Source organism: Amycolatopsis lexingtonensis (assembly GCF_014873755.1).
Classification (GTDB): domain Bacteria; phylum Actinomycetota; class Actinomycetes; order Mycobacteriales; family Pseudonocardiaceae; genus Amycolatopsis; species Amycolatopsis lexingtonensis.
Genome location: NZ_JADBEG010000001.1, coordinates 6,530,976 through 6,546,121, shown reverse-complemented (window position 1 = coordinate 6,546,121; position 15,146 = coordinate 6,530,976). Strand labels below are relative to the sequence as shown.

The 15,146-nt window shown below is 72.8% G+C and carries 13 protein-coding genes; 10 read left to right on the top strand and 3 right to left on the bottom strand.

Features of this window, described 5'->3' with window-relative positions; translation table 11 throughout:
* The first annotated feature begins 1 nt into the window (after position 1).
* The 6 genes from sucD to H4696_RS29665 all read left to right on the top strand — a co-directional run bounded on the left by sucD (position 2) and on the right by H4696_RS29665 (position 6,570).
* Positions 2–892: a succinate--CoA ligase subunit alpha gene (sucD, locus tag H4696_RS29690; protein WP_086865348.1), complete on the top strand. Its 891-nt coding sequence runs from the start codon at positions 2–4 to the stop codon at positions 890–892.
* A gap of 207 nt (positions 893–1,099) precedes the next feature.
* Positions 1,100–1,891, top strand: coding sequence for a DUF5336 domain-containing protein (locus tag H4696_RS29685; protein ID WP_086865347.1), 792 nt, complete (start codon positions 1,100–1,102; stop codon positions 1,889–1,891).
* 143 nt (positions 1,892–2,034) lie between these two features.
* Positions 2,035–3,474, top strand: a complete 1,440-nt coding sequence (locus tag H4696_RS29680) for a cell division protein PerM (RefSeq protein ID WP_143265482.1) — start codon at positions 2,035–2,037, stop codon at positions 3,472–3,474.
* Between the two features lie 77 nt (positions 3,475–3,551).
* Entirely contained in the window at positions 3,552–4,169 is a 618-nt protein-coding gene (purN, locus tag H4696_RS29675; protein WP_086865346.1) for a phosphoribosylglycinamide formyltransferase, read from the top strand.
* Positions 4,159–5,718, top strand: a complete 1,560-nt coding sequence (purH, locus tag H4696_RS29670; RefSeq protein ID WP_086865345.1) for a bifunctional phosphoribosylaminoimidazolecarboxamide formyltransferase/IMP cyclohydrolase — start codon at positions 4,159–4,161, stop codon at positions 5,716–5,718. Before purN ends, purH begins: the two co-directional genes overlap by 11 nt.
* A gap of 90 nt (positions 5,719–5,808) precedes the next feature.
* Positions 5,809–6,570, top strand: coding sequence for a hypothetical protein (locus H4696_RS29665; protein WP_192782610.1), 762 nt, complete (start codon positions 5,809–5,811; stop codon positions 6,568–6,570).
* On the opposite strand, the gene H4696_RS29660 is transcribed toward H4696_RS29665, so the two are convergent.
* Positions 6,567–7,325, bottom strand: coding sequence for a hypothetical protein (locus H4696_RS29660; protein WP_086858961.1), 759 nt, complete (start codon positions 7,323–7,325; stop codon positions 6,567–6,569). The genes H4696_RS29665 and H4696_RS29660 overlap by 4 nt on opposite strands.
* Positions 7,326–7,389: 64 nt before the next feature.
* Positions 7,390–7,851: a GNAT family N-acetyltransferase gene (locus tag H4696_RS29655; protein WP_086858959.1), complete on the bottom strand. Its 462-nt coding sequence runs from the start codon at positions 7,849–7,851 to the stop codon at positions 7,390–7,392.
* A 226-nt stretch (positions 7,852–8,077) separates the two neighbouring features.
* Here H4696_RS29655 and H4696_RS29650 point away from each other — a divergent pair, with 226 nt between their 5' ends.
* From H4696_RS29650 to H4696_RS29635, 4 genes are all read left to right on the top strand, one after another.
* The gene (locus H4696_RS29650) at positions 8,078–8,776 is read left to right on the top strand and encodes a hypothetical protein (protein WP_086858958.1); all 699 of its coding nucleotides are present in this window, start codon (positions 8,078–8,080) and stop codon (positions 8,774–8,776) included.
* A gap of 79 nt (positions 8,777–8,855) precedes the next feature.
* Entirely contained in the window at positions 8,856–10,463 is a 1,608-nt protein-coding gene (locus tag H4696_RS29645; protein ID WP_476693079.1) for a DNA polymerase Y family protein, read from the top strand.
* 2 nt (positions 10,464–10,465) lie between these two features.
* A complete protein-coding gene (locus H4696_RS29640; RefSeq protein ID WP_086858957.1) occupies positions 10,466–11,074 on the top strand; it encodes a hypothetical protein in 609 nt (202 codons plus the stop codon).
* Complete coding sequence (locus tag H4696_RS29635; RefSeq protein ID WP_086858956.1) at positions 11,074–14,385, top strand: error-prone DNA polymerase; 3,312 nt, start codon at positions 11,074–11,076, stop codon at positions 14,383–14,385. The genes H4696_RS29640 and H4696_RS29635 overlap by 1 nt, the downstream gene beginning before the upstream one ends.
* A gap of 1 nt (position 14,386) precedes the next feature.
* Here H4696_RS29635 and H4696_RS29630 read toward each other — a convergent pair whose 3' ends face one another.
* On the bottom strand, positions 14,387–15,115 hold the full coding sequence (locus tag H4696_RS29630; protein WP_086858955.1) for a class I SAM-dependent methyltransferase: 729 nt from the start codon (positions 15,113–15,115) through the stop codon (positions 14,387–14,389).
* Positions 15,116–15,146: the final 31 nt, after the last annotated feature.

Here is a 15,146-nt window from a genome sequence, read left to right as displayed (position 1 = left end):
GATGTCGATCTTCATCAACGAGAACAGCAAGGTCATCGTCCAGGGGCTCACCGGCTCCGAGGGCATGAAGCACGCGACCAAGATGCTGAAGTCCGGCACGAACATCGTGGGTGGCGTCAACGCCCGCAAGGCCGGCCAGACCGTCACCATCGAGGGCAAGGACTTCAAGGTCTTCGGCACCGTCGAAGAGGCGATCAAGGAGACCGGCGCCGACGTGTCGGTCATCTTCGTGCCGCCGAAGTTCGCCAAGGACGCGGTCCTCGAGGCGATCGACGCCGAGATCCCGCTCGCCGTGGTCATCACCGAGGGCATCCCGGTGCACGACTCCGCCTACTTCTGGGCGCACGCGGTCGCGAAGGGCAACACGACCCGGATCATCGGCCCGAACTGCCCCGGCGTGATCAGCCCCGGCAAGTCGAACGCCGGCATCATCCCGGCCGACATCTCCGGCCCGGGCCAGATCGGCCTCGTGTCGAAGTCCGGCACGCTGACCTACCAGATGATGTACGAGCTGCGGGACATCGGCTTCTCCACCGCGGTCGGCATCGGCGGTGACCCCATCATCGGCACCACGCACATCGACGCCCTCGAGGCGTTCGAGGCGGACCCCGAGACCAAGGTCATCGTGATGATCGGCGAGATCGGTGGCGACGCCGAAGAGCGCGCCGCGGCCTACATCAAGGAGAACGTGACGAAGCCGGTCGTCGGCTACGTCGCGGGCTTCACCGCGCCCGAGGGCAAGACCATGGGCCACGCCGGCGCCATCGTGTCGGGCTCCTCCGGCACGGCCGCCGCGAAGAAGGAGGCCCTCGAGGCCGCCGGCGTCAAGGTCGGCAAGACCCCGAGCGAGACCGCCGTCCTCGCGCGTGAGCTGTACAACAGCCTCGGCTGACGACAGCGCGTAACCGCAGGTAGGGCCGGGCACCCACAAGGTGCCCGGCCCTGCTCCGTTTGGGGACGAAACCTCCTGAGGTATTCACGCGTCTGGTGGGCTGAGGGCTTGAGAGTGCGCTAGCGTTCTGCGCACACAAGCCGCCTCGTCTTCCCCCGGGTGCCCGCGTGCCCCGGAGTGCCGGTCGAACCGACAGGAGTGCATCCGATGACCTTCCCCAGCGGCGGGCCTGGCTACCCCCAGCAGGGTGGCGGCCAGCAGCCCCCCGGACCGCCGCCCACCGGTGGCTTCCCCCAGCAGCAGCACGCGCCGCAGGCGCCTTCGAGCTCGGGCCCGGGGGGCCTGCCGCAGAACCTTCCGCTGCTGCTGGCCCTGGTCGTCGCGGTCTTCGGCCTCGTCCAGTACTTCCTGGGCTTCTCCGACAACGCCGACGTCGGCCTGGCCACCACGTTCCTGCTGGCCGCGGGCCTGCTCGCCGGGCTGCACGCGCTGCCGAAGGGCCCGAAGACGCTGCCGTTCGTGGCGCTGTTCAGCGTGCTCGGCGCGCTCGACGCCCTGGACTCGCTGGTCGCGCTGCCCACGACGCCGGGCATCGTCACCGTCATCCTGATCCTGGCGATCCTGCAGATGGCCGTCGCGGTCGGCGCGCTGCTCATCGAGCACGACGTGATCAAGCCGCCGTCGCCGAAGCCCGCCGCGCCGTCCTACGGCGGCCAGCAGCAGCAGCAGTACGGCCAGCCCGGCCAGCAGCAGCAATACGGCCAGCCGGGCCAGCAGTTCGGCCAGCCGGGGCACGGCCCGGGCCCGGTCGCCCAGACCGGGGAGCCGTCGGCGCCGTTCTCGCAGCCGGGCCAGTACGGCTCGCCGAACCCGCCGTCGACCACGCCGCCGCCGGGGCAGCAGGCCACGACGTACGCCCCGCAGCAGGGGTCGTTCTTCCAGCAGCCGCCGTCGGACAACCCGGGCACCCCGCCCGGTGGCTTCGGCAAGTCCAACTGACGTAGTCCCGGAACACCCGCTGTGACGCAGAGTGTCACAGCGGGTGTTTTGCACTTCGGGTGTTACTCGACCGGGTGGGTTAGCTTCCCCACGTCGGACGGCGGCGGCGTGGCTCACCCGGACGGACCAGCGCGGATGTCAGGGTGCGGATCATGGACCTGCTCACCGACGCCCGCGAGGAGCCGGTGAGCGACCTCGATCCCGACGTCGGACTCTCCCGGGCGGCGCGGGTGCGGGTGTTGCTCGCCGCCGCCCTCGGCCCGCTGGTCACCGGCTACGCCGCCGTCGCGACCGTGCTGACCCTGGTCGCGCTCACCGCCGACCGCACCGTCTTCTCCGGCACCGGCGTGCTGCTGGCCGCCGCTCCCGGCTGGCTCGCCGCGCACCAGGTCCGGCTCGGCCTCGGCGGCCACCCGCTCGGCGTGCTGCCGCTGCTGCCGACGCTCGGCGCGGCGATGCTCGCCGCGCGGACCGCGGCCGGCGCCGCCCAGCGCCTCCGCTGCCGCTCGGTCCGCGAAGCGCTCCCCGTGCTGCTCACCATCACCGGCGCGCACGCCGTGTTCGGGCTGGTCATCGCGCTCGGCATGCAAGGCTCGCCGGTGTCGGCGAACCCGATCGTCGCCTTCGCCGTCCCCGGGCTGCTCGCCGCGGCGGCCGCGAGCACCGGCCTCACCCGGTCGTGCGGGCTGCCGGACTTCGTCGCGGACCGCCTCGACCCCCTCGCCCTGCGCGGGCTCCGGGCCGGCGCGCTGGGGTTCGCGGTGCTCGTGGCCTGCGGTGCCGCCGTGTTCACCGTCGCGACCGCGGTGTCCTGGGCGACCGTGTCCGACATCTACGAGCCCGCCTTCGGCACCAGCTTCGGGCTCTTCCTGCTATCGGTGCTGTACCTGCCGAACGCCGTCGCCGCCGCGCTGTCGTTCGTCACCGGGCCCGGGTTCTCGATCGGCGAGCTGAACGTCGGGATGTTCGGCTACCGCGGTGGCGCCGTGCCCGGCGTCCCGCTGCTCGGCGGCCTGCCCGAGCACCACGCGGCCTGGTGGCCGGCCCTGCTGGTGCTGCCCGCGGCGACCGGCGCGCTGGTCGGCTGGTCGCTGCGCAAGGTCGACGCCGACCCGGCCCAGCGCATCCGCGCGGTCGCGGTGGCGGGCGCGCTCGTCGCGCTCGGCTGCGTCCTGCTCGGCACGCTGTCCGGCGGGCGGCTCGGCGACGGCCCGTTCGACCCGGTGAGCGTGCCGGTGGGGGTCGCGTCCGTCGTCGCGTTCTGCTGGATCGTGATCCCGGGGTCGTTCGTCGCGTTCTTCACGGGCGAGCACGAGCCGCCCGCGCCGCCGCCGGAGGCGCTCGAAGACAACGAAGCCTTCGAAGACGCCGACGAGGTCGACGTCGAAGAAGCGGCCGAAGCGGTCGAGGAACTCGAAGCGTCCGAAGAGGATGAAGCCGAGGAAGAACCCGGCGAGGACGCGGAGTTCGAAGCCGAGGCCGATGCCGAACTGGGCCTCGAGGACGAGCCCGCCGAGGACGAAGCTGTGACCGGAGGCACCGAGACCTGCGGCGACGTCGAGCCGGACGAGACCGACCGTTAGGGTTGACGCGACCTGGTGAAGCGCCGTGCGCCCGGCTGCGCACCGCCCGCGGCAAGGAGCCCGCTCTGTCTCAACGGTTGGAGCTGCCCACTCCGGTGAAGCTCGTCGTGCTCGCGTCGGGCTCCGGCACCCTCCTGCAGGCGGTGCTGGACGCCACCGGCCGGTCCGGCTTCCCGGCCAAGGTCGTCGCCGTCGGCGCCGACCGCACCGGCATCGAAGCCCTCACCCGCGCCGAGCGGCTCAGCGTCCCGTCGTTCGCCGTCCGCGTCGCCGACCACCCCGACCGGGCCGCCTGGGACAAGGCGCTGACCGAGGCCGTCGCGGCGTACCAGCCCGACCTCGTCGTCTCCGCCGGGTTCATGAAGATCCTCGGCGAGCAGTTCCTCGGCCGGTTCACCGTGGTCAACACGCACCCGGCGCTGCTCCCGTCGTTCCCCGGGATGCACGCGGTCCGCGACGCGCTGGAGGCCGGGGTCAAGGTCACCGGTTCGACCGTGCACTTCGCGGACGCCGGGGTCGACACCGGGCCGATCATCGCCCAGGAAGCCGTCGTCGTGGAGCACGACGACACCGAAGACGTCCTGCACGAACGGATCAAGGCCGTCGAACGCAGGCTGCTGGTGGAAACGATCGAGCGACTCGGCCGCGGTGGCTGCACCGTGGACGGACGAAAGGTGACATTTCGTGAGCACTGACCTGGGACGGCGTCCGGTCCGCCGGGCGCTGATCGGCGTCTCGGACAAGGCGGGCCTGCTGGACCTCGCGACCGGCCTGCACGCGGCCGGCGTCGAGATCGTCTCCACCGGCGGCACGGCGAAGGTCATCGCCGACGCGGGGGTCCCGGTCACGCCGGTCGAAGAGGTCACCGGCTTCCCGGAGTCGCTGGACGGGCGCGTCAAGACGCTGCACCCGCGCGTGCACGCCGGCCTGCTGGCCGACCAGGGCAACCCCGACCACGTCGAGCAGCTGCGCAAGCTCGACATCGCGGCGTTCGACCTGCTCGTGGTGAACCTGTACCCGTTCGCGCAGACCGTCGCGTCCGGCGCGAGCCCCGAAGACTGCGTCGAGAACATCGACATCGGCGGCCCGGCCATGGTCCGCGCGGCGGCGAAGAACCACGGCAGCGTCGCGGTCGTCGTCGACCCGGCCCGCTACGGCTGGGTGCTCGAGCGCGTCGCCGACGGCGGCTTCGACTTCGAGGACCGCAAGCGGCTCGCGGCTCAGGCGTACGCGCACACGGCGGCGTACGACACGGCCGTCGCCTCGTGGTTCGCCAGCTCGTACGCGCCCGCGGACGACGCCGGCTTCCCGGACTTCCTCGGCGCCACCTGGGAACGCGCCGACGTCCTGCGCTACGGCGAGAACCCGCACCAGAAGGCCGCGCTGTACAAGAGCGACCGCCCGGGCCTGGCGCACGCCGAGCAGTTGCACGGCAAGGCCATGTCCTACAACAACTACGTCGACACCGACGCCGCGCGCCGCGCCGCGTTCGACTTCGCCGAGCCCGCCGTCGCGATCATCAAGCACGCCAACCCGTGCGGCATCGCGGTCGGCGCGGACATCGCCGAGGCGCACCGCAAGGCGCACGCGTGCGACCCGGTTTCGGCCTACGGCGGCGTCATCGCGACGAACCGGCCGGTCACCCGCGAGGCGGCCGAGCAGATCGAGAAGGTCTTCACCGAGGTCGTGCTGGCCCCGGACTTCGACGCCGAAGCGCTGGAGATCCTGCAGCGCAAGAAGAACATCCGGCTGCTCAAGCTGCCCGCGGCCCCGGCGTCGGCCATCGAGTTCCGCCCGATCTCCGGCGGCGTGCTGCTGCAGACCGCCGACGCGATCGACGCGCCGGGTGACGACCCGGCGTCGTGGCAGCTCGCCACCGGCGCCCCGGCCGACGAGCAGACCCTGCGCGACCTCGAGTTCGCGTGGCGCTCGCTGCGCGCGGTCAAGTCGAACGCGATCCTGCTGGCCGCCGACGGCGCGACCGTCGGCGTCGGCATGGGCCAGGTCAACCGCGTCGACTCATCGCGGCTCGCGGTCGCGCGGGCGGGCGACCGGGCCAAGGGCTCGGTCGGCGCGTCGGACGCGTTCTTCCCGTTCCCGGACGGCCTGGAGGTGCTGGTCGAGGCGGGTGTCCGCGCGATCGTGCAGCCCGGTGGCTCGGTCCGCGACGCCGAGGTCATCGCGGCCGCGGAGAAGGCGGGCGTCACCATGTACCTGACGGGGACGCGCCACTTCGCGCATTGACCGCTTTCGGGGGCTCCGGGTGGCGGAGCCCCCGGCCCCGGGGCGAAGCCCCGGATGTCAGCGACCCCGCGCTTCGAGAGGGAGGGCTCGATGCAGCAACCGCCGCAGTACGGACAGGGTCAGCAGGGGTACCCGGGCCATCCGCAGCAGCCCGGGTACCCACCGCCGGGTTACCCGCAGCAGCCGGGTTACCCGCCGCAGCAGGGGTATCCGCCGCCCGGGTACGGCGCGCCGATGCCGCCGCCGAAGAAGAAGCGCACCGGGCTGGTCTTGGGGGTCATCGGCGGCGTCGTCGTGCTGCTCGGCGCGGGCATCCCGCTGGGCATCTTCGCGAGCGACTACTACGCGAGCACGGGCAAGGCGCCGAGTTCGGTGGCGCCGGCCGCGGAGTGCGCGATCCCGGCGCCGGTGCTGGAAAAGGCCGGGTTCCCGAGCTACGTCGGCGGCAACCCGGACAGCGGCGACACGTTGCCCGGCTTGAAGCAGATCGGCTGCGGCTTCAAGCCGGGCCCCGATGAGAACGTCCGCGACGCGACCCTGAACGTCCGCGTCGTCGAGTACTCCGGCGAAGACGCGGAGCGGCAGGCGAAGGACAACTTCCTGTCGCCGAAGCCGGAAGGTGCGCCGATCGCCGTGCCCGGCATCGGCGACAAGGCGGCGCTGGTCCGCCTGGTCACCAAGAGCGCGTTCAGCGGGGCCGAGCTGCACGTGCTCGCGGGCGCGAACCTGGTCACGGTCGAGGTTTCCGGCTGGGACAAGGGGTTCTTCTCGAACTCGCCGATGCCGCAGGAGGACTCCGACGCGACGGTGAAGGCGATCGGCGCCGAGGTCGTCAAGAAGCTGCCGCGCTAGGCGGGCGCGGGCAGCGCCTTGCAGAGCGCGGCCGGGAACTTCGGGTCGGCCGCCCGGATTTCCGCGCAGCCGGCGGACTTCGTCTGCGCGAACGACGTCCAGCCGCCGTCGCCCCAGCGGAAAGCGGTGCGGGTCGGCGCTTCGGTCTGCCGGACCAGGAGGTCGACGACCAGCCAGGCCGGGTCGCAGGCGCGGGTGGTCCCGGCGCTCTCGGCGCCCGCGGCGGACACCGCGGCGCCGATCCACGCGGGGTCGCAGTGGTCGGCGGGCGGCGCGCAGGTGCCCTGGCGGTCGCAGTGGCCCCAGCCGGCGCCGAGCTTGTGCCAGGCGTTGCCGGTGTCGGCGTTGAGGATCACGGTCCGGTCGGCGACCGGCGCGGACGTGGTCAGCCGCAGCTCGGCGGGCACCTTGTCCTGGCAGCCGCCCGCCGCGGGCCGGGTCGAATAGACGACGTCGGCGCGGATGTCGGTCTTCGCCTCGACGAGCTGCTCGATCCGCGGCTCCCGGACGCAGCCGGGGTCCTTGCCGGGCAGCGCGACCTGCACGAACAGGGTGGTTTCGTCCGGCCCGGGGCGGATCCCGGTGACGTCGGCGCGGAAGGACCGCCACTCCGCGCCCATGGTCGTCGGTCCCGGGGCCGCGGCCGTGGCGCCGGGCACCCCGCCACCGGCGGTCAGCACGACGGCGAGCACCGCGCCCGCCGCGACGAGCGCGCCGACGATCCACAAGACCGGCCGTCTCCGCCGTTCGGTCATCGCCACCCCCCAAAGTCCACCGGGCAATCTAGCCGACGCCGTGGCGCGGGGTGGGCGGACCGGGTTATTGGCGGTCCTTCTCCAGGTAGACGGCGCCCGCGATGTGGCCGCCGGCTTCGGGTGCGTCGGTCAGCCGGTAGCCCGCCCGCTGGTACATCGTGATGTTGCGGGTGCTGCGGGCCCCGGTGAAGAGGGCGAACCGGCGGGCCTCGGTGGGCGCCTGCGCCTCGGCGTGCGCGAGGAGGCGGCGGCCGAGCCCCCGTCCGGCGAAGTCGGGGGCGACCATCAGCCTGCCGAGTTCCCAGCGGTCGGCTTCGAGCCGGGCGCGGACGGCGCCGATCAGGCGGTGGTCCTCCCGCAGGGTCCAAGCCGACCAGGTCTTGGTCCAGTCGCGCACGTCTTCGAGGGATTCGTGCAGCGCGGGGATGGCGAGGGTGTCGTTCAGGAGGGCTTCCTGGACCCAGCAGCAGCGTTGCAGGACCAGCAGTTCCGGTGCGTCTTCGGGCCGGGCGTCGGTGAGCTCCACGCGGGTCTGTCTAGTTGTTCCGCCGCGGCCCGGGCAACTGGTTTGTGGTGGTGAGGACGCCGCTTGTGGGTGACTTGACAGGGGTTCCGGTTCGCGGTTTCATGGTTCATGTCGAACACGTGTTCGACGTAGTGCCGCCGCCTTCCCCGCGGCGGACCAGTGCCGTCGGTCGCGTTTTGGGAGAGGCCCGACCGCCGGCCCAGTCCGTGGTGGGGAGGTGCGTGCGGTGACCGCTGTGGTGGAGCCGCCGGTGGCCCGGCTGGCGGCCCTGCCCGGGGTCAGCACGGCGAGCCGGGTGGCGGCGCAGGCCGAGCGTGCGCGGGCGACGGGAAGGGTGCTCCCGGTCGCCCCGGCACTGGCCGGGCTGCTGCCCGCCGCCGGGCTCCGGCGCGGGAGCACGGTGGCGGTCCACGGCTCGACATCGCTGCTGCTCGCCCTCCTCGCCCCGGCCACGGCGTCGGGTTCGTGGGCGGCGGTGGTCGGCATGCCGTCCCTGGGGCTGGCGGCAGCGGCCGAGCACGGAGCGAACCTGTCCCGGCTGGCCCTGGTTCCCCGCCCGGCCGCGGAGTTCCCGGCGGTGGTGGCGGCGCTGCTCGACGGCGTGGACGTGGTGGCGGTCCATTCGGAGACGGTGCTGCCCTCGGTGGCCCGGCGCCTATCGGCGCGTGCCCGCCATCGCGGAGCTGTGCTGCTGACGTCGGGGGCTTGGCCGGGAGCGGACGTCGAGCTGTCGTGCCGCCGTGAGGCGTGGACGGGCCCGGAGGAGGGCTACGGCCACCTGCGGCAACGTCGAGCGGCGATCCGCGTCCACGGGCGAGGGTCCGCCGCCCGTCCGGTATCTACGGAGCTGCTGTTGCCCGGCCCGGAGGGCGGGGTGGCCCCGGTGGTCAGCAGCGTGGAAGTCGGCGTAGAGGCGACGGCATGAGTGGTGCCTTGCGTCCGGTTCGGACGGTCTTGCCCGAGTGGCGCCTCGGTGCGCTGAAGCGATTCCCGGCGGCGGTCGCATGACCGTCCCAGCCCAGCGCGGCACCGCCGACACCCCCGCCCGGATGCTCGTCCTCTGGTGCCCGGACTGGCCCGCGGTCGCCGCCGCGGCCGTCGCGGGTACCCCCGTCACCGAACCCGCGGCCGTCTTCAGCGCGAACCGGGTCGTCGCCTGCAACGCCGTCGCGCGCCGGAGCCGGATCCGGCGGGGGATGCGGCGGCGGGAGGCGCAGTCGAACTGTCCCGAACTCGTCGTCTTCGCCGCGGACGACGGACGCGACGCGCGGCTCTTCGAGCCCGTCGCGCGGGCGGTCGAGGCGCTCGTCGTCGGCGTCGAAGTCGTGCGGCCGGGGCTCGTCGCGGTGCCCGTCGACGGCGCCGCTCCCTACTTCGGCGGCGAACACGCGCTCGTCGAGCGGCTCGTCGACGAGGTCTCGGCCGCGGCCGGCGTCGAATGCCAGGTCGGGATCGCCGAGGGGCTCTTCGCCGCGACGCTCGCCGCCCGCTGCGGGGAGTTCGTCGAGCCCGGGCGCGTCGCCGAGTTCCTCGCGCCGCTGCCGGTCACCGAGCTCGACCAGCCCGGCGCCGAACGCGCGGAGCTCGTCGACCTGCTGCGCCGCCTCGGCCTGAAGACGCTCGGCGCGTTCGCCGAACTGCCGGAGCGCGACGTCGCCAACCGGTTCGGCACGGCCGGCCTGCTCGCCCACCGCCTGGCGCGTGGCCGCTCCGAACGGCCGCCACTGCGCCGTCGCCCGCCGCCGGAGCTGACGCTGACCGAGGAGTTCGACCCGGTCGTCGAGCGGGTCGATGTCGCCGCGTTCCTCGCGAAGGGCCTCGCGACGCGGTTCTGCGCGGCCCTCGCCGGGCACGGCCTGGCCTGCACCCGCCTCGGCATCCACGCGGTCACCGAAGACGGCGAACACCTCGGCCGCGTGTGGCGCTGCGCCGAACCGCTGACCCCGGCGGGCGTCGCCGACCGCGTCCGCTGGCAGTTCGAGGGCTGGCTTCGCGCGCCACAGGGCCAGCGCCCGACGTCCGGCGTGGTGCGGCTGCGCCTCGAACCGGAGGAGACGGTCGAAGGCCGGTCGCTGCAGCTCGACCTCTGGCAGAACGGCGGCTCCGACGAGGAAGACGAGCGAGCGGCCCGCGCGTTCGTCCGCGTCCAGGGCCTCCTGGGGCCCGAGGGCGTGCTCACGCCCCTGCTCGACGGTGGCCGCGACCCCGCGGGCCGCGTCCGCCTGGTGCCGTGGGGCGACCCCCGCGAGCGCACGAACCCGCCGGACGCGACCTGGCCGGGCCGGCTGCCCGCCCCGTCCCCGGCGACGGTCCTGGACCGCCCGGTCCCCGCCCAGGTCTTCGACGCCGACGGCCGAGGCGTGGGCCTCACAACCCGCGACCGGCTCACGGCACCCCCGTGCGACCTGACGATCGCGGGCGGCACGCGCCGGAAGGTCGTGGGCTGGGCGGGCCCGTGGCCGCTGACGCCGGACCGCCGCCACCCGGGCCCCCGCCGCGCCCGGCTCCAGCTGGTGCTCGCCGGCGAGGGCGACGAGCCACCCGAGGCGGTGCTCGTGCACTGCGCGGGCACGGAAAATCCACTGTGGACGGTCGAGGGAGTGTACGACTGAGCATGGACGAGGACTACGCACGACGCCTGCGCGACTGGCTGCGAGCCGAGCCGGAAACCGCCGAGCCCCGCTGGCTCCGGGAGATCCCGGCCCCGGACGAAACGCGCGACCATCACCCGGCGGACCGCTGGCAGGTCCAGGGGCACCTGCCGCACACCGAAGCCGCGCCCGACGACGACGCTGGCTTGGCGGTGGTGATCCCGCTGCCCCGCCCGTCGCGGGAGAACGGCTGCCGCCTCAGCGGCCCCCGGACTCGTCCGATGAGCGAGGCGGAGGCCCGTAGTCGCCGGAACCACCCGTCCAACGCCGGTCGTCGGGAGGAAGCCGCCGAGCCGCCGATGAGCGAGGCGGAAGCCCGTAGCCGCTGGAACCACCCGTCCAACGCCGGTCGTAGGGCGGAGGACGCCAACTCGCCGATGGGCGAGGCAGAGGCCCGCAACCGCTGGAACCACGCGTCCAGCGTTGGTCGCGAGGAAGCCGCCGAGCCGCAAACGCCGCCGAGCCCGATGAGCGAAGCCGAAGCCCGCAGCCGCTGGAACCACCCCGCCAACTGGCACCGCCGGCGCCGCGCGGCCGAAAACCCGCAGCGGGATGAGCCTGGGAGCCGCTGATGGGCTGGAACAACCCACCCGTCCGCTGGAAGGACCTCGCCCGCACCCTCGCCGGCGACCTCCCGCCCGGCGACCACGGGGACAGTCCCGCCTGGGGCCGCCACCGCGAGGGCTACCGGCGTCCCCAAGACCTCCCGGCGCGCGGCACCGACGACGGCGGGGAAGCCGTCCGCGTGCCCTACGCCGAACTGCACTGCCACTCCAACTTCAGCTTCCTCGACGGCGCCAGCCACCCCGAAGAACTGGTCGAGGAAGCCGCGCGCCTCAAGCTGGACGCCATCGCCCTCACCGACCACGACGGGATGTACGGCGTCGTCCGCTTCGCCGAAGCCGCGCGCGAACTGGGCGTCAACACCGTCTTCGGCACCGAACTCAGCTTCGGCCTGCGGAACCCGCAGAACGGCGTCCCCGATCCCGAAGGCGAGCACCTCCTCCTGCTCGCCCGCGGCGACCAGGGCTACCGCGCCCTCTGCCGCGCCATCACCGCCGGGCAGATCCACTCCGACGCCGAGAAGGGCAAACCCATCTACGACCTCGGCGCGGTCGCCGAGGAGGTCGCCGGGCAGTGCGTCGTGCTGACCGGGTGCCGCAAGGGGGCGGTGCGCTCGGCGCTCGTCACGCACGGCCCGGCTGCCGCCGCCGAGCAGCTGCGGATCCTCGTCGACCGGTTCGGGCGCGACCACGTCTACGTCGAGCTCACCGACCACCGGCAGCCGCTCGACAGCACTCACAACGACGTCCTCAGCCGGCTCGCGGACGAGCTCGGCCTGCCGACCGTCGCCACCACCGCCGCGCACTACGCCCGTCCCGAACGGGCGCCGCTGGCCGACGCGCTCGCCGCCATCCGCGCGCGGCGTGGCATCGACGAGCTCGAAGGCTGGCTGCCCGCGGCCGGCACGGCGTTCCTGCGCAGCGGCGCCGAAATGGACGTCCTGTTCCGGCGCTACCCCGGCGCGGTGCGGCGCAGTGCGTTGCTGGGCATGGAATGCGCGTTCCCGCTCAAGCTGCTCGCCCCGAAGCTGCCGCCGTTCAACGTCCCCGGCGACCACACCGAAACGACGTACCTGCGCGAGCTCACCTGGAAAGGCGCGGAGGAACGCTTCGGCGGCAAACCCCACGAAGAAAAGGCGAAAGCCCAGATCAAGCACGAACTCGAGATCATCGAAGAGCTCGGCTTCCCCGGGTACTTCCTGATCGTCTGGGACATCGTGCGCTTCTGCCGCGAAAACGACATCCTCTGCCAGGGCCGCGGTTCGGCGGCGAACTCGGCCGTCTGCTACGCGCTCGGCATCACGAAGGTCGACTCCGTCGCCTACGAACTCCTCTTCGAGCGCTTCCTCGCCCCGGACCGCGACGGCTACCCCGACATCGACCTCGACATCGAGTCCGACCGCCGCGAGGAGGCCATCCAGTACGTCTTCGCCAAGCACGGCCGCCTCCGCACCGCCCAGGTCGCGAACGTGATCACCTACCGCGCCCGGTCCGCGGTCCGCGACGCGGCGCGGGCGCTGGGCTACTCACCGGGCCAGCAGGACGCCTGGAGCAAGCAGATCGATCGCTGGGGTTCGCTGCGCAGCACCGAAAAGGACCACGACCACGACATCCCGGACGAGGTCGTGCAGCTGGCCTTCGCGCTCGAGGACTTCCCGCGCCACCTGGGCATCCACTCCGGCGGGATGGTGATGTGCCAGGAGCCGGTGAGCCAGGTCGTGCCGGTCGAGTGGGCCCGGATGGCCGACCGCAGCGTCATCCAGTGGGAGAAGGAGGACTGCGCCGCCGCCGGGCTGGTCAAGTTCGACCTGCTCGGCCTCGGCATGCTGTCCGCGCTGCACTACATGATCGACCTCGTCCGCGACTACAAGGGCGAGCTCGTCGACCTCGCCGAGCTGGACCTCGCCGACGAGAAGATCTACGAGATGCTCTGCAACGCCGATGCGATCGGTGTCTTCCAGGTCGAAAGCCGAGCCCAGCTGGCGACCTTGCCGCGCCTGCGGCCCAAGGAGTTCTACGACCTCGCCGTCGAAGTGGCGCTGATCCGGCCCGGCCCGATCCAGGGCGGCTCGGTGCACCCGTACATCCGCCGCAAGCAGGGGCGAGAGGAGTGGAGCTACGACCACCCGCTGCTGGAGAAGGCACTGCACAAGACCAAGGGCGTGCCGCTGTTCCAGGAGCAGATGATGCAGATCGCGCTCGACGTCGCGAACTTCACCGCGGCGGAGGCCGACCAGCTGCGGCACGCGATGGGCTCGAAGCGCTCGGACCGCAAGATGGACCGGCTGCGGCAGCGGTTCCTCGAAGGCGCCGCCGCGAACGGGGTCGACGACGAGCTGGCGCAGAAGATCTTCCTGAAGCTCAAGGCGTTCGCGAACTTCGGCTTCCCGGAGAGCCACGCGCTGAGCTTCGCGCACCTGGTGTTTTCCAGCGCCTACTTCAAGTACTACCACCCGGACGCGTTCCTGGCCGGCCTGCTGCGCGCGCAGCCGATGGGGTTCTACTCGCCGCAGTCGCTGGTCGCCGACGCGCGGCGCCACGGCGTCACCGTGCACGGCCCGGACATCAACCGCAGTCTGCCGCACGCGACGCTGGAACCGTTGCCGGAAAAGGGAAAGCTGCACGCGGTGCGGACCGGGCTGAGCACCGTGCGGAAGATCGGCGAAGACGTCGCGAAGCGGATTGTGGCCGAGCGCAAGGAAAACGGCGACTACCGCGACCTGGCCGACGTCGCCCGTCGCGTCCGGCTGACCACCCCGCAGATCGAGGCACTGGCCACGGCCGGCGCGTTCGCGGGCTTCGGCGTCGACCGCCGCCAGGCGCTGTGGACCGCGGGCGCGGTCGCCGGCGAACGGCCGGAGAAGCTGCCCGGGCTGGTCGGCGGGCGGGCACCGGTGCTGCCGGGCATGGACGGCCTCGACCTCGCGGCGGCCGACGTCTGGGCGACGGGCGTGTCCCCGGACAGCTACCCGACCGAGTTCATCCGCGACCACCTCGACGAGCTGGGCGTCGTCCCGGCGAGCGGCCTGGCGGCCCTCGACGACGGCGCCCGCGTCCTGATCGGCGGCGCGGTGACCCACCGCCAGCGCCCGGCGACCGCGGCCGGGGTCACCTTCCTCAACATCGAAGACGAAACGGGGATGGTGAACGTGATCTGCACGCTCGGCCTGTGGCAGCGCTACCACCGCGTGGCGCGCAGCAGCCCGGCGCTCCTGATCCGCGGCGTGGTGGAGAAGGCCGACGGCGTGGTGAGCGTCCTCGCCGACCGCGTCGAGCCACTGCAGATGCGGATCAAGGCGAAGTCCCGCGACTTCCGGTGAGTCAGGGCCGCCGGACGATGGTGATGATCTCCGGACCGGCCGGGCGGCGGTCCCAGTGGCCGTACTGCTCGTCGACCACCAGCCCGGCTTCCGCGATGAACTCGCCCAGCGACGGGACGTCGAGGAACCGCAACGTGCTTTCGCTGTACTGCGGCGCGTCCCAGGCCGGGCTCTCGTACGTCGTCGTGAAGCTGACGTACCCGTTCTCGAACGGCCCCGCCTCGTTCCACGACCGGACCGTGATCCCGTCGGCCGTGACCACTTCGGACACGTGGGCGGACGTCCACCGCTCCCAGCCGCGAGCCGCCGGGTCGCGGGTGTCGAACCCGAAGCGGCCACCGGGCTTCAGTGCGCGCCGGATCGCCGCGAAGGCCGTGCGCAGCTCGTCATCGGTCAACAGGACCTGGAACGCGTGGCCGGTCATCACGGCGAAGTCGAACTCGCTGTCCCAAGTAGCGGTCGACAAATCGCCCAGTACCCACTCGACGTCATCGCGGCGCCGGGCTTGCGCGAGCATGGCCTCGGCCGGGTCGAGGCCGACCAGGCGCCCCTGGTGCCCGGATTCGCGAGCCCAGTGCAGCAGCGACCCGGTGCCGCAGCCGACGTCCAGCACCGAGTTCGCCGCCATGATCATCGGCAGGTAGAACTCGAAGTCGCCGGAGATTTCGCGCGGGTTGAAAGCGTCGTAGAGCGCTGCGAGGCCGGGGTCGACGTAGTCGTGGTCGGGCACGCCGCCACCGTAGTGACCGACGCGGCGAAGA

Coding starts and splice junctions, on each gene's coding strand:
- sucD (WP_086865348.1), top strand. CDS start 2: ATGTCGATCTTCATCAACGAGAACAGCAAGGTCATCGTCCAGGGGCTC.
- H4696_RS29685 (WP_086865347.1), top strand. CDS start 1,100: ATGACCTTCCCCAGCGGCGGGCCTGGCTACCCCCAGCAGGGTGGCGGC.
- H4696_RS29665 (WP_192782610.1), top strand. CDS start 5,809: ATGCAGCAACCGCCGCAGTACGGACAGGGTCAGCAGGGGTACCCGGGC.
- H4696_RS29660 (WP_086858961.1), bottom strand. CDS start 7,325: ATGACCGAACGGCGGAGACGGCCGGTCTTGTGGATCGTCGGCGCGCTC.
- H4696_RS29645 (WP_476693079.1), top strand. CDS start 8,856: ATGACCGTCCCAGCCCAGCGCGGCACCGCCGACACCCCCGCCCGGATG.
- H4696_RS29640 (WP_086858957.1), top strand. CDS start 10,466: ATGGACGAGGACTACGCACGACGCCTGCGCGACTGGCTGCGAGCCGAG.
- H4696_RS29635 (WP_086858956.1), top strand. CDS start 11,074: ATGGGCTGGAACAACCCACCCGTCCGCTGGAAGGACCTCGCCCGCACC.